At 70.8% G+C, this 19,886-nt stretch carries 23 protein-coding genes; 18 read left to right on the forward strand and 5 right to left on the reverse strand.

Features of this window, described 5'->3' with window-relative positions:
• Window positions 1–31 precede the first annotated feature (31 nt).
• The 4 genes from ACFYYW_RS24630 (at window position 32) to hemL (ending at window position 4,613) form a co-directional block, all read left to right on the forward strand.
• Complete coding sequence (locus ACFYYW_RS24630; protein ID WP_352322533.1) at window positions 32–1,537, forward strand: bifunctional uroporphyrinogen-III C-methyltransferase/uroporphyrinogen-III synthase; 1,506 nt, start codon at window positions 32–34, stop codon at window positions 1,535–1,537.
• Window positions 1,534–2,517 carry a porphobilinogen synthase gene (hemB, locus tag ACFYYW_RS24635; protein WP_387651791.1) on the forward strand — a complete coding sequence of 328 codons (984 nt, stop codon included), beginning with the start codon at window positions 1,534–1,536 and terminating at the stop codon, window positions 2,515–2,517. Before ACFYYW_RS24630 ends, hemB begins: the two co-directional genes overlap by 4 nt.
• A gap of 128 nt (window positions 2,518–2,645) precedes the next feature.
• Window positions 2,646–3,275: a bifunctional DNA primase/polymerase gene (locus ACFYYW_RS24640; RefSeq protein WP_352322531.1), complete on the forward strand. Its 630-nt coding sequence runs from the start codon at window positions 2,646–2,648 to the stop codon at window positions 3,273–3,275.
• Between the two features lie 48 nt (window positions 3,276–3,323).
• On the forward strand, window positions 3,324–4,613 hold the full coding sequence (gene hemL / locus ACFYYW_RS24645; protein WP_387651795.1) for a glutamate-1-semialdehyde 2,1-aminomutase: 1,290 nt from the start codon (window positions 3,324–3,326) through the stop codon (window positions 4,611–4,613).
• Here the strand turns inward: hemL and ACFYYW_RS24650 are convergent.
• Window positions 4,555–5,454 carry an EamA family transporter gene (locus tag ACFYYW_RS24650; protein ID WP_387651798.1) on the reverse strand — a complete coding sequence of 300 codons (900 nt, stop codon included), beginning with the start codon at window positions 5,452–5,454 and terminating at the stop codon, window positions 4,555–4,557. The genes hemL and ACFYYW_RS24650 overlap by 59 nt on opposite strands.
• A gap of 183 nt (window positions 5,455–5,637) precedes the next feature.
• Between ACFYYW_RS24650 and ACFYYW_RS24655 the strand changes: the two genes are divergently transcribed.
• Window positions 5,638–6,558: a LysR family transcriptional regulator gene (locus ACFYYW_RS24655; protein WP_352322528.1), complete on the forward strand. Its 921-nt coding sequence runs from the start codon at window positions 5,638–5,640 to the stop codon at window positions 6,556–6,558.
• A gap of 55 nt (window positions 6,559–6,613) precedes the next feature.
• Here the strand turns inward: ACFYYW_RS24655 and ACFYYW_RS24660 are convergent, their stop codons facing one another.
• Window positions 6,614–7,474 (reverse strand): EamA family transporter, encoded by an 861-nt coding sequence (locus ACFYYW_RS24660; RefSeq protein ID WP_387651801.1) that lies wholly within the window; start codon window positions 7,472–7,474, stop codon window positions 6,614–6,616.
• A 240-nt stretch (window positions 7,475–7,714) separates the two neighbouring features.
• Between ACFYYW_RS24660 and ACFYYW_RS24665 the strand changes: the two genes are divergently transcribed.
• The 5 genes from ACFYYW_RS24665 (at window position 7,715) to ccsA (ending at window position 12,214) form a co-directional block, all read left to right on the forward strand.
• Window positions 7,715–8,353: a histidine phosphatase family protein gene (locus tag ACFYYW_RS24665; RefSeq protein ID WP_387651804.1), complete on the forward strand. Its 639-nt coding sequence runs from the start codon at window positions 7,715–7,717 to the stop codon at window positions 8,351–8,353.
• Between the two features lie 71 nt (window positions 8,354–8,424).
• On the forward strand, window positions 8,425–8,988 hold the full coding sequence (locus ACFYYW_RS24670; protein WP_352322525.1) for a TlpA disulfide reductase family protein: 564 nt from the start codon (window positions 8,425–8,427) through the stop codon (window positions 8,986–8,988).
• The gene (locus ACFYYW_RS24675; RefSeq protein ID WP_352322524.1) at window positions 8,981–9,703 is read left to right on the forward strand and encodes a cytochrome c biogenesis protein CcdA; all 723 of its coding nucleotides are present in this window, start codon (window positions 8,981–8,983) and stop codon (window positions 9,701–9,703) included. The genes ACFYYW_RS24670 and ACFYYW_RS24675 overlap by 8 nt, the downstream gene beginning before the upstream one ends.
• Window positions 9,703–11,265 carry a cytochrome c biogenesis protein ResB gene (locus tag ACFYYW_RS24680; protein ID WP_387651808.1) on the forward strand — a complete coding sequence of 521 codons (1,563 nt, stop codon included), beginning with the start codon at window positions 9,703–9,705 and terminating at the stop codon, window positions 11,263–11,265. The genes ACFYYW_RS24675 and ACFYYW_RS24680 overlap by 1 nt, the downstream gene beginning before the upstream one ends.
• Window positions 11,255–12,214 (forward strand): cytochrome c biogenesis protein CcsA, encoded by a 960-nt coding sequence (ccsA, locus tag ACFYYW_RS24685; protein WP_387651810.1) that lies wholly within the window; start codon window positions 11,255–11,257, stop codon window positions 12,212–12,214. Before ACFYYW_RS24680 ends, ccsA begins: the two co-directional genes overlap by 11 nt.
• Here ccsA and ACFYYW_RS24690 read toward each other — a convergent pair.
• Window positions 12,211–12,498: a PLDc N-terminal domain-containing protein gene (locus ACFYYW_RS24690; protein WP_352322521.1), complete on the reverse strand. Its 288-nt coding sequence runs from the start codon at window positions 12,496–12,498 to the stop codon at window positions 12,211–12,213. The two genes, ccsA and ACFYYW_RS24690, sit on opposite strands and share 4 nt — an antisense overlap.
• A gap of 123 nt (window positions 12,499–12,621) precedes the next feature.
• On the opposite strand from ACFYYW_RS24690, the gene ACFYYW_RS24695 reads away from it, so the two are divergent.
• Both ACFYYW_RS24695 and ACFYYW_RS24700 read left to right on the forward strand, forming a co-directional pair.
• On the forward strand, window positions 12,622–13,599 hold the full coding sequence (locus ACFYYW_RS24695; protein ID WP_352322520.1) for a hypothetical protein: 978 nt from the start codon (window positions 12,622–12,624) through the stop codon (window positions 13,597–13,599).
• A gap of 10 nt (window positions 13,600–13,609) precedes the next feature.
• Entirely contained in the window at window positions 13,610–13,852 is a 243-nt protein-coding gene (locus tag ACFYYW_RS24700; RefSeq protein ID WP_352322519.1) for a hypothetical protein, read from the forward strand.
• A gap of 165 nt (window positions 13,853–14,017) precedes the next feature.
• Here ACFYYW_RS24700 and ACFYYW_RS24705 read toward each other — a convergent pair whose 3' ends face one another.
• Window positions 14,018–14,239, reverse strand: a complete 222-nt coding sequence (locus ACFYYW_RS24705) for a BldC family transcriptional regulator (RefSeq protein ID WP_026214226.1) — start codon at window positions 14,237–14,239, stop codon at window positions 14,018–14,020.
• 256 nt (window positions 14,240–14,495) lie between these two features.
• Between ACFYYW_RS24705 and ACFYYW_RS24710 the strand changes: the two genes are divergently transcribed.
• The gene (locus ACFYYW_RS24710) at window positions 14,496–14,714 is read left to right on the forward strand and encodes a DUF4229 domain-containing protein (protein WP_352322518.1); all 219 of its coding nucleotides are present in this window, start codon (window positions 14,496–14,498) and stop codon (window positions 14,712–14,714) included.
• Here the strand turns inward: ACFYYW_RS24710 and ACFYYW_RS24715 are convergent.
• Window positions 14,711–15,916, reverse strand: coding sequence for a hypothetical protein (locus ACFYYW_RS24715; protein ID WP_387651814.1), 1,206 nt, complete (start codon window positions 15,914–15,916; stop codon window positions 14,711–14,713). The genes ACFYYW_RS24710 and ACFYYW_RS24715 overlap by 4 nt on opposite strands.
• A 218-nt stretch (window positions 15,917–16,134) precedes the next feature.
• Here ACFYYW_RS24715 and ACFYYW_RS24720 point away from each other — a divergent pair, with 218 nt between their 5' ends.
• From ACFYYW_RS24720 to ACFYYW_RS24740, 5 genes are all read left to right on the forward strand, one after another.
• On the forward strand, window positions 16,135–16,851 hold the full coding sequence (locus ACFYYW_RS24720; RefSeq protein WP_352322516.1) for a demethylmenaquinone methyltransferase: 717 nt from the start codon (window positions 16,135–16,137) through the stop codon (window positions 16,849–16,851).
• Window positions 16,852–17,276: 425 nt separating this feature from the next.
• Window positions 17,277–17,390 carry a DUF397 domain-containing protein gene (locus tag ACFYYW_RS24725; RefSeq protein ID WP_352322515.1) on the forward strand — a complete coding sequence of 38 codons (114 nt, stop codon included), beginning with the start codon at window positions 17,277–17,279 and terminating at the stop codon, window positions 17,388–17,390.
• A gap of 183 nt (window positions 17,391–17,573) precedes the next feature.
• Complete coding sequence (locus tag ACFYYW_RS24730) at window positions 17,574–18,827, forward strand: geranylgeranyl reductase family protein (protein ID WP_352322514.1); 1,254 nt, start codon at window positions 17,574–17,576, stop codon at window positions 18,825–18,827.
• A gap of 64 nt (window positions 18,828–18,891) precedes the next feature.
• Entirely contained in the window at window positions 18,892–19,287 is a 396-nt protein-coding gene (locus ACFYYW_RS24735) for an NADH-quinone oxidoreductase subunit A (protein ID WP_352322513.1), read from the forward strand.
• Between the two features lie 2 nt (window positions 19,288–19,289).
• Window positions 19,290–19,841 carry an NADH-quinone oxidoreductase subunit B family protein gene (locus ACFYYW_RS24740; protein WP_352322512.1) on the forward strand — a complete coding sequence of 184 codons (552 nt, stop codon included), beginning with the start codon at window positions 19,290–19,292 and terminating at the stop codon, window positions 19,839–19,841.
• The last annotated feature ends 45 nt before the right edge of the window (window positions 19,842–19,886 follow it).

Genomic DNA, 19,886 nt, shown 5'->3' on the forward strand with positions numbered 1-19,886 from the left:
CGATAGTCCAACCTCCGGTTTCGTCGCCTTCGTGGGGGCGGGTCCCGGTGACCCCAACCTGCTGACGCTCCGCGCCGCCGAACTTCTCGGCAAGGCGGACGCCGTCGTGCTCGACGACGAGCAGTCCGGCCCGCTGCTCAAGCACTGCCGTGAGGGCGTCGAGGTCGCCGAGGGCGACTACGTCCAGCGGGCCAAGGCCGGGCAGCTCGTGGTGCGCCTGTGCGCGGGCGACCCCATGTTGTTCTCCTCGATCGACGACGAGGTCGCGGCCTGCGTGGCGGCGGAGGTGGACTTCGAGATCGTGCCCGGCGTGCCGCCCGCGACCGCGGTGCTCACCTACGCCGGCATCCCGGCGGCCACGGCCGTGCCCGAGTTCCGCGTCGTCGACGCCGCTCAGGAGCAGGACTGGTCGTCCCACGCCGCCACCCGCGGCACGCTGGTGATCTACAACGGCATCGCCGAGGCCGTCGCCATCGGCAAGGCGCTGATCGCCGGCGGCAAGCCCGACACCACGCCGGTCGCCGTCAGCAGCGGCGGCACCACCACCGAGCAGTACACCGTCGTGTCCTCGCTCGGCCGGCTGCAGGCCGACCTGAAGCACGCCGGGTTCACCGAGCCCGCGCTGATCGTGGTCGGCGAGGCCGTGGGGCAGCGCGAACGGCTGTCGTGGTTCGAGACCAAGCCGCTGTTCGGCTGGCGGGTGCTGGTGCCGCGGACGAAGGAGCAGTCCCGCAGCCTGTCCGAGCAGCTCGTGGCCTACGGCGCGGTGCCCGAGGAGGTGCCGACCATCTCGGTCGAGCCGCCGCGCACGCCGCAGCAGATGGACCGCGCCATCAAGGGCCTGGTCACCGGCCGCTACGAGTGGGTGGCCTTCACCAGCGCCAACGCCGTCAAGGCGGTGCGCGAGAAGTTCGAGGAGTACGGGCTCGACGCGCGGGCCTTCGCCGGGCTCAAGGTGGCCGCCGTGGGCGAGGCCACCTCGCGGGCCCTGGTCGAGTTCGGCGTCAAGCCTGACCTGCTGCCCTCGGGCGAGCAGTCCTCCGAAGGGCTCGTGGCCGAGTGGCCGCCCTACGACTCGATGCTCGACCCGATCAACCGGGTGTTGCTGCCCCGGGCCGACATCTCGACCGACACGCTGGTGGCCGGGCTCACCGAGCTGGGCTGGGAGTGCGACGACGTGACGGCGTACCGGACGGTGCGCGCCGCGCCGCCGCCCGCGCCCATCCGCGAGGCGATCAAGGGCGGCGGCTTCGACGCCGTGCTGTTCACCTCGTCCTCCACCGTGCGCAACCTGGTCGGCATCGCGGGCAAGCCGCACAACGTCACCGTGATCGCGGTGATCGGCCCGCAGACGGCCAAGACGGCCGAGGAGTTCGGCCTCCGGGTCGACGTCATGTCCGACAAGCCATCCGCATCAGCCCTGGCCGCAGCGCTGGCCGAGTTCGGTGCCAAGCAGCGCCAGGCGGCCGTGGCCGCGGGTGACAGCCCGCGCAGGCCCTCCCAGAACCGCCGTGGCGCCAGGAGGAGAGCCAAGTGAGCGCCCAGTACCCCGTCGCACGTCCCCGGCGCCTGCGTCGCAGCCAGGCGCTGCGCCGGATGGTGTCGGGCACGCGGCTGCACGCCGCGGACCTGATCCTGCCGATGTTCGTCAAGGAGGGCATCGACGCGCCGCAGCCGGTGGCGTCCATGCCGGGCGTGTCCCAGCACACCCGCGACTCGCTGCGCAAGGCCGCGCACGACGCGGCCGAGGCGGGCGTGGGCGGCCTGATCCTGTTCGGCATCCCCGCGGTCAAGGACGCGACCGGGTCGGCGGCCGACGATCCCGACGGCATCCTCCAGGTCGCGCTGCGCGAGGTGACCGCCGAGGTCGGCGACGCCCTCGTGGTCATGGCCGACACCTGCCTCGACGAGTTCACCGACCACGGCCACTGCGGGATCCTGACCCCGTCCGGCGAGGTGGACAACGACGCCACGCTTGAGCGTTACGCCTCCATCGCGCTGGCCCAGGCCGCCGCCGGCTCCCAGATGATCGCGCCGAGCGGCATGATGGACGGCCAGGTCGGCGCCATCCGCGCCGCGCTCGACGGGGCCGGCCACGCCGACGTCCCGATCCTGTCCTACTCCGTCAAGTACGCCTCCGCCTTCTTCGGCCCGTTCCGCGAGGCCGCCGAGTGCGCGCCGCAGTTCGGCGACCGCAGCACCCACCAGCAGGACCCGGCCGGTCCGCTGGAGGAGGCGCTGCGCGAGGTCAGGCTCGACCTGGCCGAGGGCGCCGACGCCGTCATGGTCAAGCCGGCGCTGGCCTACCTCGACGTCATCACCCGGGTGCGCGACGCGGTCGACGTGCCGGTGGCGGCCTACCAGGTGAGCGGCGAGTACGCGATGGTCGAGGCGGCGGCGGCCAACGGCTGGATCGACCGCGACCGGACGATCATGGAGTCGCTGGTCGCCATCAAGCGCGCCGGCGCCGACATGATCCTCACGTACTGGGCGACGGAAGTGGCGCGCCAGCTCTAACCAAGGGGTTTCCCGTCAACTCCTGAGGCGTGTGCGTTAGAGTGCGATGACAAGTGCTGGTGTGTCCCGCGGTGTGCGAACGGCCCGGAGCCGGGACCTCCTCAGGCGCTGACTCGACGGGAGACACCATGGTGGGGGTACCACTGGCTCGGCGTACCAGAAAGCGGTCGCGCCCGACACGCATCGATTCCGTGCTGGAGTACGCGTCCCTGGGCTGGCCCGTCGTGCCGGGTGCCTATCCGCTGCGGCACGGCCCGCGCGCGTGTTCGTGCGACCGCGTCGGCTGTCCCGACCCCGGCGCCCATCCGCTCTCGCCCGCCTGGCACATGCAGGCCACGACGGACACGACGCTGCTCACCCGCTGGTGGGAGAGCGAGCCGGAGGCCGGCGTGATCCTGCCCACAGGGCGCGTGTTCGACGTGTTCGACGTACCGCTCGCCGCCGGCCTGTCGGCCCTCACCCGGATCGACGCCGCCGGAGCCCACCCAGGCCCGGTCGCCGCTCAAGGCGACCGGGTCTTGTTTTATGTGGCCACCCGCGGCAACCCCGAGGACGAGGACGAGTGGTGGTCCTGCCAGCTCGACTGCGACCCGGCCACCATCGACGACACGCCGGGCCTGCGCTGGCACTGCCGCGACAGCTACGTGCTCGCGCCGCCCTCGATGCTGCCCTCGGGCCAGCCGGTCTCCTGGCTGCGGCCCCCCGACGGCCGTCCGCTGCCCGACCCGCTGCGCATCCTGGAATGGCTCGCCGACTGAGCACGCCCCGCGGCGGGGGCACGGACCTGCGGGACTAACCTGGGTCGGGTGAGCCGTACACAGAACTCCGAAGGTCTTTTCACCCGCGCCAGGGAAGTGGTGCCCGGCGGCGTCAACTCGCCCGTGCGCGCGTTCGGCGCGGTGGGCGGCACGCCGCGTTTCATGGCCTCGGGCCAGGGGCCGTACATCACCGACGTCGACGGCAACCGCTACGTCGACCTGGTCTGCTCCTGGGGCCCGATGATCCTGGGCCACCGGCATCCCGCGGTCGTCGAGGCCGTCTCGGGCGCGGTCGCGCACGGCTTCTCCTACGGCACCGCCACGCCGGGCGAGGTCGAGCTGGCCGAGGAGATCGTCTCCCGGATGGCGCCGGTCGAGAAGGTGCGCCTGGTCAGCTCCGGCACCGAGGCGACGATGAGCGCGGTGCGCCTGGCGCGCGGCTTCACCGGGCGGTCCAAGGTGATCAAGTTCGCCGGCTGCTACCACGGGCACGTCGACGCCCTGCTGGCCTCGGCCGGGTCGGGCGTGGTGACGTTCGGGCTGCCGGACACGCCCGGGGTGACCGGGGCGTCGGCGGCCGACACGATCGTGCTGCCGTACAACGACATCCAGGCGGTGACGGAGGCGTTCGCGGCCGCCGAGGTGGCCTGCGTGATCACCGAGGCGTGCCCGGCGAACATGGGCGTCGTCCCGCCGCGCGACGGGTTCAACGCCCGGCTGCGCGAGCTGTGCACGGCCAACGGCGCGCTGCTCATCGTCGACGAGGTGCTGACCGGCTTCCGCGTCTCGTCGGCCGGCTGGTACGGCCTCGACCCGGTCGACGCCGACCTGATGACGTTCGGCAAGGTCATGGGCGGCGGCCTGCCCGCGGCGGCGTTCGGCGGCCGGGCCGACGTGATGGCCTTCCTGGCTCCGGAGGGCCCGGTCTACCAGGCGGGCACGCTGTCCGGCAATCCGCTGGCCTGCGCCGCCGGCCTGGCGACCCTGCGCGCCCTCGACGCCGACGCCTACGCGCGCATCGACGCCGCCGCGCTAGCGGTGGGCGACGCGGCGGCCGACGCGCTGGCGAAGGCGGGCGTGCCCCACCGGTTGCAGCGTGCCGGCAGCCTGTTCTCGATCTTCTTCGCCGAGGGCGAGGTCAGCAACTTCGACCAGGCCAAGGCGCAGAACACGGCGGCCTTCACCGCGTTCTTCCACGCGATGCTCGACCAGGGCGTCTACCTGCCGCCGTCGGCGTACGAGGCGTGGTTCCTGTCGGCCTCGCACGACGACGAGGCGCTCAACCGGATCGGCGAGGCCCTGCCGGCAGCGGCGAAGGCGGCCGCGGCGGTTCTGTAACGCGGCGCGGCCTGGTGCCGGCGTACAGCACGCCGGCGACGATGAGGGCCGCGGCCAGGACCTCGGTCCAGGAGAGGGGCTCGCCGGCCGCCAGCGCGGCCGACGACATGCCGAACACCGGCACCAGCAGCGTGTACGGCGCCACGGTCGAGGCGTCGTACCGGCGCAGCAGCCAGCCCCACACGCCGAACCCGCCGAGCGTCGAGACGAAGGCCACGTAGGCCAGCGACAACCAGCCCTCGGCGGGGGCGGCCAGCACCGGCGGCCCCTCGACCAGCAACGACAGCAGCAGGAGGGGCGGCGCCGAGAAGGCGCTCACCCAGACCATGAACCGCAGCGAGTCCGGCGGCGCGGCCCTGCGCTGGACCACGTTGCCGAGCCCCCAGGCCGCGGCGGCGGCCACGCACAGGGCGAACGCGCCCAGCGGGCCGGACACCCCGAAGTCGAACGCCACCAGGGCCAGGCCGCAGAAGGCGACCGCCAGGCCGAGGACGCGGCGGGCGGTGAGCCGCTCGCCGAGCAGCGTCACCGCGAACAGCACGGTGAACAACGCCTGCATCTGCAGGACGAGAGAGGTCAGTCCGGCCGGCATGCCCGCTCGCATGCCCACCAGCAACAGGCCGAACTGACCCACTCCGAGAGTGGCCGCCACCCCGGCGACCCAGCGCCACGGGACTCCTGGCCGCCCCACGATCAGCAGGGCGGGGAACGCCGCCAGGGTGAACCTGATCCCCGCGTACAACAGGGGAGGGAAGTGCTTCAGGCCGACCTGCATGACGACGAAGTTGAAGCCCCACACGGCCGCGAGGCCGACGGCTAGGGCGAGGTGGCGGGGGCTCACGCAGAGCGGGTCTTCTGGTACCGGTTGCGCTGCTCGCGGGCCTGCTCGGCGAGGACCTTCAGGTACGAGGTGGAACGGGTCTCGGGCTTCCTGCTCTTAATGATTCGCATGCATATATTTTCATCTGCTTCAGATACAAGGACAAGCGAGACTTTCTACGCTAAACCCTTTAGTCTGGCTTACATGTTGGACCTGAACCGGCTCAAGGCCCTTCACGCCGTGCACGTGTACGGGTCGGTCGGCGCGGCGGCCGACGCGCTCATGGTCACCCCGTCGGCCGTCAGCCAGCAGATCGCCAAGCTGGAGCGGGAGACGGGCGCCCGGCTCATGGAGCGCAACGGCCGCGGCGTGCGGCTGACCGACGCCGCCGGCCTGCTCGCCGAGCACGCCGAGCGCATCCTGGCCCTGGTCGAGACCGCGGAGGCGGACTTCGAGGCGCTGCGCGGCGAGGTCGTCGGCCGGCTCAGCATCGCCGCCTTCGCCACCGCCACCCGCGGCCTGATGCCCGGCGCGCTCGTCCAGCTCAAGAGGCACCACCCCGACCTGCACGTGCAGCTCTACGAGCGCGAGCCGGAGCGGGTGCTGCGCGAGGTGGCCAGGGGCGAGCTGGACCTGGGCGTGATGCAGGACTGGCTCAACCGGCCCATCGCCATGCCCGAGGGCCTGTCCAGGGCCACGCTGCTCGACGACGTGGCCGACGTCGCCATCCCGGCCGGCCATCCGCTGGCCGGGCGCAGGGAGGTGGGGCTGGCCGAGCTGCACGGCGAGCGGTGGATCAGCTCGTCGCCCGGCACGGTCTGCCACGACTGGCTGGTCTTCACGCTGCGCAACGCCTCGCTGGAGCCGGAGATCGCGTGCATGGCCGACGAGTACCCCACCCAGCTCGCGCTGGTCGCCGCCGGGCTCGGCTGCGCGATCGTGCCGCGCCTGGGCCGCGACTGCGTGCCCGACGGCGTGCGGCTGGTGCCGATCATGCCGCGGCAGACGCGCCGCATCTACGCGGTGTGGCGCACCGACGCGGCCCGGCGTCCCGCGATCAGGGCCACGGTCGAGGCGCTGATCGGCGTCAGCCGCGAACAGGAGAACGCCTGGGCGGTCAACTGAGCACCCAGGCGCGCAGTCGGCCCGGCACCCGGCCGCGCACCCGCCCGACCCGCGCTCAGCTGAGCGCGATCGCCACCACGCCGCCGAGGATCACGCCCGCGGCCAGCAGCCGCCGCCGCAGGTCGCCCTCGGCCAGCAGCCGCCCGCCGAGCAGCACCGCGATCAGCACGCTCACCTCGCGCGCCGGCGCCACCACGCTCACCGGCGCCATCGTGAACGCGACCAGCACCAGCAGGTACGACAGGAAGATCAGGAACGCCGCTCCCACGATCCGCGACCGGTGCTCCCGCCACACGGCCCCGACCAGCCGCCGCCTGGCCCCGGCGACGAACGGCGTGAGCGCCAGCGCCCGCCCGACCTCCCCGAGGTAGTTGAGCATGATCGGCGCCACCGCGAACGCGCTGACCACCTGCGAGTCCCACACCGTGTACCCGGCGATGAACAGCCCCACGACCAGCCCCGACGCCAGCCCCCGCAGGTCGCCCCGCCCGGCCGCGCCGCCGCTCATCATGAACACCCCGACGCCGACGAGCACGATCCCGGCCACGCCGGCCGGCGCCGGGTGCTCGTCCAGGAACAACACGGCGACCAGGCTGGCCAGCATCGGCCCCGTCCCGCGGGCGACGGGGTAGACCAGCGACAGGTCGCCGGCGCCGTAGCCGCGCTGGAGCAGCACGAAGTACCCCAGGTGCAGGGCCGTGCTGCCGCCGATCACCGCCAGGTCGCCCCACGACAGCCGGGCGCCCGTGAACAGCAGGAACCCGGCGAACAGCGGGCTCCACACCACCATGGCCACGACCCCGACCAGCCAGAGGAAGACGATGCCGTCGGCCTGGGCCGCCTTCTTGCTCAGCAGGTTCCAGGTGGCGTGCGCGACGGCGGCGACGAGGATGAGGACCAGCGCCCAAGGGCTCATCCGGGCGACTCCTTCCAGCGGTGACGGAGAGGAGCCTCCAGGCTTTTGTCCCGTCAGCTGTACGGCCCGGCGGGCCGCGGCGCCGCTCGGACCTGTCTTCCGGCCCTGGTTGTGTGACGGGGAGGCGGACCGGACGCGGAACCCTAGGCGCAGTCGTCCCGACCATACCTCCGCGCGAAATGCCGGACCAGGCAGCCCCTGACTATGACCGGCATCGAAACGGATAGGCTGTGGCACACCATGGCTGAAACGACCGTCGTCCACCTTTTGCGCCACGGTGAGGTGCACAATCCCGGCGGCATCCTGTACGGCAGGCTGCCCGGCTACCACCTGTCCGACACCGGCAGGCTCATGGCCGAGACGGTCGCCAAGGCCGTCGGCGGCCGCGACATCGTCGCGATCCACAGCTCGCCGCTCGAACGCGCGCTGGAGACCGCGGCCCCGCTTGCCGACAAGCTCGGCCTCGACGTGACCGAGGACGACCGCCTGCTCGAAGCGGCGAACATGCTGCAGGGCCGTCCGGTCGGCCAGGGGCTGGCCATCTTCCGCAACCCGCGCAACTACCGCTATTTCTGGAACCCGCTGCGCCCGTCGTGGGGCGAGGCGTACCCGGCGATCGTGGCGCGCATGAAGGCGGCCGTCGACGACGCCAGGGCGGCCGCGCGCGGGCACGAGGCCGTGCTGGTCAGCCACCAGCTCCCGATCTGGACGATCAGGATGGCCGCCGAGGGCCGCCGGCTCTGGCACGACCCGCGCCGCAGGCAGTGCGCGCTGGCCAGCCTCACCACCTTCACCTTCGAGGGCGACCGCCTGGTCAGCGTCGGCTACAGCGAGCCGGCCGGATCGCTGAGTTCGGGGCCGTCGATACCAGGGGCCTGATGTCGGGGCCATGTCTGCCCGCCGGTAGAGTTGCAAGCTCTACCGGTTGTAGTACAAGGAGATCATCCTCCGTGCGCGCGACGTCCATCTCCCTCGTTCTCCTGGCCGCGCTGGCCGCGGGCTGTGCGGCCAACCAGAGCGGGCAGCCCCAGGTGGGCGACACCCGGTTCGTCGCGGGCGACGGCAAGATGCAGGTCTTCGACGCCGCCGACCGCAAGGCGGCCCCGCCGGTCGAGGGCCCCACGCTCGACGGCGGCACGGCCTCGCTGGCCGCCCACAAGGGCAAGGTCGTGGTGATCAACTTCTGGGCCTCGTGGTGCGGCCCGTGCCGGGCCGAGGCGCCGGTGCTCAAGGAGGTCGCCGCCAAGACCAAGGGCGACGTGCAGTTCCTCGGCATCGACTTCAAGGACCGCCAGGCCGACGCCCTCGCCTTCGAGCGCACCGAGCAGACCGGCTACTCCCACATCTTCGACCAGCCCGGCAAGGTCGCGCTGTCCTTCCAGGGCACCGTGCCGCCCGCGGCGATCCCGTCCACGCTGGTCATCGACAAGCAGGGGCGCATCGCGGCCAGGGCGCTCGGGGCGGTCAAGTACACCGACCTGATGAACACGGTGACCAAGGTGCGCGATGAGTGACGTCGTCGCCTCGGGCTCGTTGCTGCTCGCGGTGCCGATCGCGCTGCTGGCCGGGGTGGTGTCGTTCCTGTCGCCGTGCGTGCTGCCGCTGGTGCCGGGCTATCTGTCGTACGTCACGGGCATGAGCGCCGACCCCAAGCGGGGGCGGCTGGTGCTCGGCACGGTCCTGTTCGTGGCCGGGTTCGCGCTGGTGTTCGTGCTCAGCGGCGCGCTGTTCGGCGGGCTCGGCTCGATCATGCTGGGCAACGCCCAGGTCATCACGCGGGTGCTCGGCGTCCTGACGATCCTGCTCGGGCTGGCCTTCCTGGGCGTGCTGCCCGGCCTGATGCGCGACGTGCGCATCCACAAGCTGCCGGCCGCGGGCCTGGCCGGCGCGCCGCTGCTCGGCGTGGTGTTCGGCCTGGGCTGGACGCCGTGCATCGGCCCCACGCTGGCCGTCGTGCTCACGCTCGGGCTCAACGAGGGCAGCGCCTCGCGCGGCGCGCTGCTGGCCGTCGCCTACGCGCTGGGCCTCGGGCTGCCGTTCGTGGCCGCCGCCCTGGCCTACAGCAAGGCGCTGCGCACGTTCCAGGCCGTGCGCCGGCACACCCGGCTGATCACCAGGATCGGCGGGGGCATGATGGTGGCCGTCGGGCTGCTGCTCGTCACCGGACTGTGGGGTGCGATGATCGCGGCCATGCAGGGGCTCATCGGCGCGTTCGAGCCGGTGATCTGATGAGCGTCGACGAGCTGGTGCGCGAGGAGCGCGAGCCGCGACAGGCCGGCATGGGGCCGGTCGGGTGGCTCCGGTGGGGCTGGCGCACCCTCACCTCGATGAAGACCGCGCTGATCATGCTCTTCCTGCTGGCGCTCGGCTCGATCCCGGGCTCGCTGGTGCCCCAGCGCAGCGTCGAACCCGACAAGGTGGCCCAGCTCTACCAGCAGAACCCGACCCTGGCCGAGTGGTACGACCGGTTCCAGCTCTTCGAGGTGTTCACCTCGGTCTGGTTCGCCGCCGTCTACCTGCTGCTGTTCACCTCGCTCGTCGGCTGCATCATCCCGCGCACCGCCACCTACCTGCGCGAGCTGCGCCGCAAGCCGCCCGCCGCGCCCAAGAACCTGTCCCGGCTGCCGCACTCCGACTCCTTCGAGGGCGACCTCACCGTGGAGGAGGCCGCCGGGCGGCTGCGCAAGATGCGCTTCCGCGTCGTCACCGGCGACGGCTGGGTGGCCGCCGAGAAGGGCTACCTGCGCGAGACCGGCAACCTGTTCTTCCACGTCGCGCTGCTCGGCATCCTGCTCGCGGTCGGCTTCGGCTCCCTGTACGGCTACCGCGGCAACGTCCTGGTCGTCGAGGGCGACGGCTTCGCCAACACGGTGGCCGCCTACGACAGGTTCATCCCCGGCAGTCAGGTCTCGGCCGAGTCCCTCCAGCCGTTCTCGTTCGAGCTGACCGACTTCAAGGCCACCTACCAGGTCGAGGGCGACAAGAAGGGCCAGGAGCTCGACTACTCCGCCTACCTGAAGGTGCACGACCGGCCCGGCGCGCCCGCCCGCGACTACGAGCTCAAGGTCAACGACCCGCTGGAGGTCGACGGGACGCAGACGTACCTGATCGGCCACGGCTACGCGCCCGTCTTCAAGGTCACCGACGGCAAGGGCCAGGTCGCCTACGAAGGGCCCGTGGCCTGCCTGATCGACCAGAAGGCCACGCTGACCTCGTCGTGCGTCGTCAAGGCGCCCGACGCGCAGCCGTCCCAGCTGGGGTTCCTGCTGCGTTTCCTGCCCACCAGCGTGCCGCTGACCGACGGCACCTACGCCTCGGCCTTCCCCGGCGAGCTCCAGCCGCAGGTGCAGCTCCTCGGCGGTTACGTGGGCGACCTCGGCATGCGGTCGGGCAAGCCGCAGTCGGTCTACAAGATCCTGCCGGACGAGCTCGACGGCAAGGTCGTCCCCGTGGTGCGGGGATCGTTCGCGACCAAGCCGTTGTCGGTGGGGGAGTCCACCGAGCTGCCCGGCGGCGCGGGGAAGCTGGAGTTCACCGGCGTCAAGGAGTGGATCACGCTCCAGACCGCCTACGACCCCGGGCGGGTGCCCGCGCTGGTCGCCGCGGCCGTCGCGGTGGTCGCCATCGCGCTGTCGTTGATGATCCGCCGCCGGCGTGTCTGGGTGCGGGTCAGGGAAGGGCGGGTCGACGTGGGCGGCCTGACCCGTACCGAGGGCTCCGCGGCGGGCTTCGCCGAGGAGTTCGCCGAGATCGTCAAGGCTCTATCAGCAGGAGAACAGCATGTCCGCTGAGCAATTGGCCGGGCTGAGCGACAACTTCGTCGTCGGCGCCGTCCTGCTCTACATCATCGCCATGGTGGGCTTCGCGATGGAGCTGGCCTTCGGAAGGGCCGTCCTGGGCAAGGCGGCCGTGAAGCGGGCCGCCCGGCAGCCCGTCACGGTCGGCGCCCCCTCCGACGGCGACGCCGCCGCCGCGGCCGAGGCGCCCGTCGCCGAGCCCGTGCCCGTCATGGCGGGCGGGGCCAGGGCCGGGCGGGTCGCGCTCGTGCTGGCCTGGATCGGGTGGGCCGCCAACCTTGGCGCCATCATCACCCGCGGCCTGGCGGTCGGCCGGTGGCCGTGGGGCAACATGTACGAGTTCGTGGTGGCCATCTGCTTCGCCGCCGTGACCGCGTTCCTGTTCACCCAGGTCCGCCAGAACGTGCGCTTCCTGGGCGCGTTCGTCATGATCGCCGCCACGCTCGGGCTCGGGTTCGCGGTCAAGGTGCTCTACACGGCGGCCGGGCCCGTGGTGCCGGCGCTGAACTCGTACTGGATCGCGATCCACGTCACCGCGGCGATCCTGGCCAGCGGGCTGTTCACGCTGGCCGGCGTGTCGGGCGTGCTGTTCCTGGTGCGCGGCGAGGGGCTGTCGCGCCTGCCCAGCCGCGACGACCTGGAGCGGGTGGCCCACCGCGCGATCGTGCTGGCCTTCCCGCTGTGGACGTTCGCCGTCATCGCCGGCGCGCTCTGGGCCGACCGCGCCTGGGGCCGCTACTGGGGCTGGGACCCCAAGGAGGTCTGGTCGTTCATCACCTGGGTGGCGTACGCGGCCTACCTGCACGCCAGGGTGACCGCCGGCTGGCGGGGCAGGGCCGCCATGATCGTGCAGCTGCTGGCGTTCGGGTGCCTGATCTTCAACCTGGTCGGCGTCAACATCTTCATCTCCGGCCTGCACAGCTACGCCGACGTCAGCGGTTAGTCCTCGCCGCGCATCCGCCGGTCGAGATCTCTCAGGAAGTCGGGGTCGTCGTCCGGGCCCTTCGGCGCGCCCGGGCCCGGCGGCACCGGCCACGGGTCGCGCTCGGCCCTGGGCCGCCCGCGCAGCATCCAGATCACGCCGCCGAGCAGCGGGACCAGCACGACGATGAGGACCCACAGCGCCTTTGGTACGTTCCGGACCTCTTCCTCGGGTGCGGTGATGACGTCGAAGAGCGAGAAGAGCCAGAAGGCCAGCAACGCCAGGCCGATCAGAACACCTGCCATGCCCGAACTGTAAGCCATCCGCGACGTGATCGTGTCGGACGATGTCCCGTTTCGGATGACTAGGGAAGATCAGCGTCGTACCGTGGAACCCGGTTCGCCATGGAAGCGGCGTGAAGGGGTGCGATGGCCTTTTCTCACGACAAGGGCCGACATCGGCGCGGCCGTTGGTGGCGCCGCGGGTCGTACCTCTTCTCGCGGCGTGACGAGGCTCCTCCGGACGCGGACCGTTCCTTCTGGTCCCGGCGGAGGGAGAGCCGCCCCGAGGTCCCGAGAGAGCAGCTCAAGGGCGCGGAGCGGCGCAGGGAGCAGCAGCCGGAACGGTTCGCCCGTCCGGGCGACCCCCAGCGGCGCGAGGTCACCTGGGACGGCCTCTCGCTGCGCGAGCGCGCAGCCCGCCTGCCCGCCGCCGTCGCCGAACGCCCCCGCTACACCTGGTACGACTTCGAGCTCGACGACACGCCGCCGAGGGCCCAGCCCAACAGGCCGGAGGCGCCCTCCATCGGCGACGGACTGCGCCACTGCGGCAAGCTGGAGAAGATCCTCCACCGCCAGTGGGACGCCCGGCACGGCCCGCCCTCCAAGGACGCCGTACGCGCCGTGGAGAGCCTGGCCCGGCTGCCCGACCGGCTGAAAGAGCTGCTGGCCGCCGGCCTCGAAGGCATCTACGTCGGCCCCGGCGGCGTCCCCGACCTCGACGACATGGGCTACTTACGCGGCGCGCCGCTCCCGTCCGGCCGGGCCACCTGGGACATCTGCGCCGGCGCGTACGGCGACCGCAAGATCGTGGTGGGCGACCGCCCCTCACCCACGCCGGACGTGATGATGCACGAGGTCGGCCACGCCATCGACGACCTGGACTCCTTCCACGGCGAATGGGTGTCGGACTCGCCGGAGTTCGTCCGGCTCTACGAGAACGCCTTCCCCAAGCTGGCCTCGACCTTCCACCGCCAGGGCAACGGCCTGGGCCGCAAGGAGTTCTTCGCCGACGCCTTCGCCGCCATCGCCGCCCGCCAGCGCCCGGCCCTGGTCGACATGCTCGGCGGCGACACACGGATGGCGCTCGACGTCATGCTCTTCTTCAACCGGCGCTACGGAATCTAGGTGATCACCCATGTACGTCATCCGGCTCGCTGACGGGACCCTGCGCGTGCCGCAGAGCCTGACCAGCGAAGACGGGCGTCTGATCGGCAACGCGTACGTGGACGTGCAGCCCGGCGATCCCGACTACGACAAGTGGCTGCCCGAGTCGGTGACCGAGGAGGAGGCGGCCGAGCGCCGCAGTCGCTGGGAAGAGGAGAACGACGACCTCGAACGCGAGTTCCTGGCCTTCAAGGCCAGCCAGGAGGACGTCTGAGAAGGACAGACGCCAGCCACGGTCGGCGGTTGGCGCCGCCCCGTGCCTGCCCTCGGGAAGTGTGGCCCGCAGGCATGCTCGTTCACGGCCTCACGAGATGAGGCGAATTGAGGTCCCGCCAGCGGTGATCCTGGCGGATCTCAGGATCACCGACTAGACGGAACGTCACACGCGCGGGGACTCACCTGCTGGCCTGTCGGCCGTGAGAACGTCCTCGCCTCGAAGAAGGGCGTGCACTTCCGACTCGCGGAAGCGCCGGTGCCCTCCGGGGGTGCGGATACTGCTGATGCGGCCTGCCGCAGCCCAGCGCGTAACCGTCTTTGGGTCTACCCGGAAGAGGGCGGCAACCTCTCCTGGGGTCAGCAGACGCTCGCTGCTACTCTCCACCAATCTCTCCCCCTCGCATCCCGCTTCCTGCCAGCGGGCGGACAGGTAACCAGTGTGTCGAGCGAAGCCTGATTTATCCGTGGTTTTCGACAAAGATCACGGGTTGTTATCAGCTGACTGCCCGATTGTTATATGATAGAGCCTCTTTGGGGCTCTCGTGGGTGTTTCTTTACGAAACACCCTTACTGGAACAGTAGCAGCGCTCGCGTCCGATGCGAAGAGCGACCGCTACGCAGGGACGAGTAACCTCGAACCTGTGCATCCCGTTCTCGTTTACACCGCGTCGCGGATCGCCCTGTTTGTCGTGACCCTGGGTGTTCTGTACCTCGTCGGCCTGCAAAACCCGCTGTTCCTGCTCGCGGCCGCTTTCGTCATCAGCGGCATAGCCAGCTACGTGCTGCTGTCGAAGCAGCGTGACGCCGTCAGCGCACGCCTCAGCGGCCGGATCGACCGGCCGGAGCCGCAGGACGACTAGGGCAGGGGGAACATGCCAATCCGGGCATGGTACTCCCGTCCGAGTCGCGTTGTGTCACTACCGACTAGTAGGCCGGTCTTGTGCGCCAGAAATGCCTTCACGCCGATGCCCCGCTCACGGCCGGGATTCCAGGCGAGCGCCTTTCCCGTGCGCGGATGAATGGCGCCGATGCCCTCGCGGGGCACCGCTCCCGGGCCGGCCGAGTCGCGGCCCTGCGGGTTGTCCAGCCAGCGCTGGTGGCCGCCGACATACACCGCTGAGCCGGTGACCGCCACCGCGTAGAGCGAGTCGCCGCCGGTGGCGTTGGTCCAGGTCGGCCTGACGTCCGGGCCTGCGGCGTACGTCTCGAACCGGGCGGCCGTGTCGCACATGCGGCCCTTCGGGCCCCCGGTCGTGACGACCACGAAGGAGCGGCCGTCGGGGGCGAAGTCGAGGCCGCGCACGTAGGAGGGGAACGCCTCCGCGCAGCGCTGCGCGTAGACCTCGGTCCGCCAGTCGGCGACCCTGGCCACGGGCCCGCTGACGTCGATCAGCCCGAGCTGCGGCCGGGACCGCCCGCCGAGCGTGGTGAACGAGCCGTCGACCGCCAGCCGGCCGCCCGACAGGGCGAGGGCCTGGACCTTCACCCTGGGCGTCAGCGGCTCGCCCGGCGTGACGGCGAAGCCGGGGTCGGCCACGCCCGTCGCGGCGTCGAGCCGGGCCAGGGCGACGCGCGGCCGGACGAAGTCGCCGCCGACGTAGAGCCTGGAGCCGTTCCTGACCAGGGCCGTGACCATGCCGCCCTCGATCCGGGGCAGGAAGCCGTCGACGAGCTGCCCGTCGGCGACGCTGATCCGGGCGAGCGCGCGGGCGCCGACGTTGTTGACGCCGGGGAAGGCGCCGCCCACGTAGACCGTGCCGTGGTCGCCGGCGGCCAGCCCGTAGACCGGCCCGGCGACGGACGGCGCGAAGTCGCGCAGGATGCGGCCGGTCGCCAGGTCGTAGGCGAACAGGTTGGCCCGGCGCAGCGTGTACGTGCGCCCGGCGTCGCTGACCTCGCTGAACGAGCCGCCGACGACGACGGTGCCACCGACCAGCGCGATGGCGTTGACGATGCCGTCGAGGACGTGGGGGGTGTTGTCGACCGGGTCGGCCGAGACCACGCGGGGGTGCGCGACGGGGGCCGAGGCGATGATCGCCGCAAGGGCGACACGGGCAAGCATTCACCAACAACTAGCAGACGTTCGGTAGCGGTGCCGCTACTTTGCGTGAATTGCCGCAAGGGCCTGGCTCGCCGGCGGCCCGGCGGCGGCTGGTCAAAGGCCGTAGTGGCGGCCGGCCAAAGGCCGTAGTGGCGGCTGGCCAAAGCCGTAGTGGGGGCTGGTCAAAGGCCGTAACGCCCGGCGAATACCCCACTGGCGGCGTGAGTACTCTTGTCCGCATGACGCGCGCTCAGTTGGACAAGCAGCCGGACGAGGTCGCCGCGATGTTCGATCGCACCGCCCGGCGCTACGACCTGGTCAACGACGTGGCCTCGCTGTGGCAGGTCAGGCTCTGGCGCAAGGCCGTGGCCGCCGCCGTCGACGCGGGGCCCGGCGAGGTCGTGCTCGACCTGGGAGCGGGCACCGGCACCTCCACCGACAGCTTCACCAGCCTCGGCGCCCGCGCGGTGGCCTCCGACTTCTCCCTCGGCATGTTGCGCACGGGCGTGCAGCGGCACGGCGGCAACTCGCTGAGCGGGCCCGGCATCCCGTTCGTGGCCGGCGACGCGATGCGGCTGCCGTTCGCCGACGACGTCTTCGACGCGGTGACGATCTCGGTGGCGCTGCGCAACGTGCACGACACCTCGCAGGCGCTGCGCGAGATGCTCCGCGTGACCAGGCCGGGCGGCCGGCTGGTGATCCTGGAGTTCTCGCACGTCACGTTCGGGCCGTTCGACCTGGTCTACCGCGAATACCTGATGCGGGCCCTGCCCAAGGTGGCCAAGGTGTTCGGCTCCAACGACGACTCCTACGACTACCTGGCCGAGTCCATCAGAGACTGGCCCGACCAGCGGACGCTGGCCCGGACGATCAGCGACGCCGGCTGGGAGCGGGTCGCCTGGCGCAACCTGACGATGGGCATCGTCGCCGTCCACCGGGCGTTCAAGCCGGCCTGAGCCGCTCCGGCCGCGGGCGGGCGGCCATGGCGAAAGTTCCTGGAATCGTTTTCCGTCTTTTGCCGGAGGGAAATTCTCGCCGGATGACGACAGGGCCTCTTTCCGGTTGCCGTCGCCCTTTGTGGGCATATCTCGCGATTTCTCGGAAGGGCCCCCAGGGATCGGAGAAAGCCCGCCGCCACCGCAAGCCCGCCGCCGAGCGTCCCGCTCACCGGCCGAACGCCGGATCCGGACCAGGACGGGCCGCCGGCGAGGGCGACCCTCGCCGAGGAAGAGGGGACGGCCTTCTTGGCTGGGCGCGCTCTGCCCACGGCACAACAATCGTAACGGCATGGTTATCGCGGCGTGTCTTGCAGGCTCGGCCGATCTTCTGTTGGCTACCGTCATTGGTCCAGACCAATGAGACTCGGGAGGTAGTCCGTCCGATGAGCGGTCCCACTGTCTCGCCGGACGGATGGCGCAGGAGCAGTCTCAGCGCGGCCGCCGGCGACTGCGTCGAGTTCGTCGGTGGAGTGCGCAACGCCGAGTTCGAAGTCTGACGTTCCCGTGCCCGGCCCTTCGTTGACGACGGAGGGCCTTGTCGTGTCCAGGATCCGTACCCCGACTGCCACTATGTACAGGAAAAGCAGTAGACTGCGGGCCGACAAGTTTGTGAAGGGGTTCACAAAGGAACGAAGGCGCAAGACCCCGAGGCCTTCGAGCGTGTAGGACAGGACAGTCCAGTGACCGTGCCACCAGCCATACAGGCTGACGCCGACGTCATCGTCGTCGGCGCCGGTCCCGCCGGTTCCGCAACCGCCTTTTACCTCGCTCAGGCCGGTCTCGACGTGCTGCTCCTGGAGAAGACCAGGTTCCCCCGCGAGAAGGTCTGCGGCGACGGCCTGACGCCACGTGCCGTCAAGCAGTTGCTCAACATGGGCGTCGACATCGACGCGCCCGGCTGGATCAGGAACAAAGGCCTGCGCGTCGTCGGCGGCGGCCTCCGCTTCGAGCTCGACTGGCCGCAGTTGGAGCGCTTCCCCGACTTCGGCCTGGTCCGCACCCGCAAGGACTTCGACCAGATCGTCGCGGCCAACGCTGTCAAGAACGGCGTGCGCCTCATGGAGGGCGTCACCGTGACCGGGCCGGTGCTCGACGACCGCAGCGGGCACATCGTCGGCGTGCGCACCAAGGACGGCGCGACGTACCGCAGCCGGGTGGTCGTGGCGGCCGACGGCAACAGCACCCGCCTGGCGATCGGCATGGGCCTGCACAAGCGGGAGGACCGGCCCATGGGCGTGGCCGTCCGCACCTACTTCGAGAGCCCCCGCCACGACGACGACTACCTGGAGACCTGGCTGGAGCTGTGGGACGGCGACACCCTGCTGCCCGGCTACGGCTGGGTGTTCGGCGTCGGCGACGGCACCGCCAACGTCGGGCTCGGGCTGCTCAACACCAGCGCCCAGTTCGGCAACATCGACTACCGCGACCTGTTGAAGCGCTGGTGCAGGGCCATGCCGGCCGACTGGGGCTTCACCGAGGAGAACATGACGGCCCCCATCCGCGGCGCCGCTCTCCCGATGGCCTTCAACAGGCAGCCGCACTACACGCGGGGTCTTATCCTCGTGGGTGACTCCGGCGGGTCCATCAACCCGTTCAACGGCGAGGGCATCGCCTACGCCATGGAGACCGGCGAGATCGCCGCCGAGATCATCGCGAAGGCACTCAAGGACACCACTCCCGCACAGCGCGAGCGGATCCTGAGGACCTACCCCCAGGTGATGAAGGACGCCTACGGCGGCTACTTCACCCTGGGGAGGTTGTTCGTCGAGGCGATTGGGAAGCCGGGTGTGATGAGCTTCGGGACCAGGCACGGCCTGCCACACCCGAGGCTGATGCGCTTCGCGCTCAAGCTCCTTGGTAATCTCACCGACCGGCGAGGCGATGCGTCCGACATGATCATCAACGCTCTCTCGAAGGTCGCCCCACCAGCATGATTCCCACGACAGACACATCAAGCTGCGCGCCGGCGCGCGCGGCGACTCCAGAGGAGGCGTAGCGATGGACCTTTACGTGCCCATCCTGGTGCTCGCCGTTCTCGCGGGGGGCTTCGCGATCTTCTCGGTCGCCATCGCTCCCTTCACCGGACCCAAGCGCTGGAACCGCGCGAAGCTTGACGCCTATGAATGCGGCATCGAGCCGACGCCCCAGCCGGTCGGTGGCGGACGGTTCCCGCTCAAATACATGATCACCGCGATGCTCTTCATCGTGTTCGACATCGAGATCATCTTCCTCTATCCGTGGGCGGTCTCCTTCGCGCCGCTGAAGAACGACGCGGGCACCACCATCGCGTCCGGCCTCGGGCTGTTCGCGCTGGTCGAGATGCTGCTGTTCATCGTCACCGTGCTCGTCGCCTACGCGTACGTGTGGCGCCGCAAGGGTCTGGACTGGGACTGAAAATGGGACTTGAAGAGAAACTCCCCAGCGGGTTCATCCTCAGCACGGTCGAAGCCGCCGCAGGATGGGCGCGGAAGAGCTCGGTGTGGCCGGCCACGTTCGGCCTCGCGTGTTGCGCCATCGAGCTGATGGCCACCGGTGGCCCCCACTACGACCTGGCGCGCTTCGGCATGGAGCGCGCTTCGGCGTCTCCCCGCCAGGCCGACCTCATGATCGTCGCCGGGCGCGTGTCGCAGAAGATGGCGCCCGTCCTTCGGCAGATCTACGACCAGATGGCCGAGCCCAAGTGGGTCATCGCCATGGGCGTGTGCGCCTCCAGCGGCGGCATGTTCAACAACTACGCCATCGTGCAGGGCGTCGACCACGTCGTGCCGGTCGACATCTACCTGCCCGGCTGCCCGCCGCGGCCGGAGATGCTGATCGACGCGATCGTGAAGCTGCACGACAAGATCCAGAACATGAAGTTCGGCGCCCACCGCGCCAAGCAGATCGAGGACCTCGAACTGCGGGCGCTGCGCACGCTGCCGCTGATCGACCAGGGGGCCGGAAAGTGACCTCGCCCGACCACCTTCCCGGGAGCCCGGAGAGCGGGGAGGCCC

The organism is Nonomuraea sp. NPDC001831, assembly GCF_042892035.1.
Lineage (GTDB): Bacteria > Actinomycetota > Actinomycetes > Streptosporangiales > Streptosporangiaceae > Nonomuraea.

Coding starts and splice junctions, on each gene's coding strand:
- ACFYYW_RS24665 (WP_387651804.1), top strand. CDS start 7,715: ATGGCTGAAACGACCGTCGTCCACCTTTTGCGCCACGGTGAGGTGCAC.
- ACFYYW_RS24675 (WP_352322524.1), top strand. CDS start 8,981: ATGAGTGACGTCGTCGCCTCGGGCTCGTTGCTGCTCGCGGTGCCGATC.
- ACFYYW_RS24655 (WP_352322528.1), top strand. CDS start 5,638: ATGTTGGACCTGAACCGGCTCAAGGCCCTTCACGCCGTGCACGTGTAC.
- ACFYYW_RS24720 (WP_352322516.1), top strand. CDS start 16,135: ATGACGCGCGCTCAGTTGGACAAGCAGCCGGACGAGGTCGCCGCGATG.
- ACFYYW_RS24680 (WP_387651808.1), top strand. CDS start 9,703: ATGAGCGTCGACGAGCTGGTGCGCGAGGAGCGCGAGCCGCGACAGGCC.
- ACFYYW_RS24735 (WP_352322513.1), top strand. CDS start 18,892: ATGGACCTTTACGTGCCCATCCTGGTGCTCGCCGTTCTCGCGGGGGGC.
- ACFYYW_RS24700 (WP_352322519.1), top strand. CDS start 13,610: ATGTACGTCATCCGGCTCGCTGACGGGACCCTGCGCGTGCCGCAGAGC.
- ACFYYW_RS24725 (WP_352322515.1), top strand. CDS start 17,277: ATGAGCGGTCCCACTGTCTCGCCGGACGGATGGCGCAGGAGCAGTCTC.
- ACFYYW_RS24690 (WP_352322521.1), bottom strand. CDS start 12,498: ATGGCAGGTGTTCTGATCGGCCTGGCGTTGCTGGCCTTCTGGCTCTTC.
- ACFYYW_RS24695 (WP_352322520.1), top strand. CDS start 12,622: ATGGCCTTTTCTCACGACAAGGGCCGACATCGGCGCGGCCGTTGGTGG.
- ACFYYW_RS24740 (WP_352322512.1), top strand. CDS start 19,290: ATGGGACTTGAAGAGAAACTCCCCAGCGGGTTCATCCTCAGCACGGTC.
- ACFYYW_RS24715 (WP_387651814.1), bottom strand. CDS start 15,916: ATGCTTGCCCGTGTCGCCCTTGCGGCGATCATCGCCTCGGCCCCCGTC.
- ACFYYW_RS24640 (WP_352322531.1), top strand. CDS start 2,646: ATGGTGGGGGTACCACTGGCTCGGCGTACCAGAAAGCGGTCGCGCCCG.
- ccsA (WP_387651810.1), top strand. CDS start 11,255: ATGTCCGCTGAGCAATTGGCCGGGCTGAGCGACAACTTCGTCGTCGGC.
- ACFYYW_RS24660 (WP_387651801.1), bottom strand. CDS start 7,474: ATGAGCCCTTGGGCGCTGGTCCTCATCCTCGTCGCCGCCGTCGCGCAC.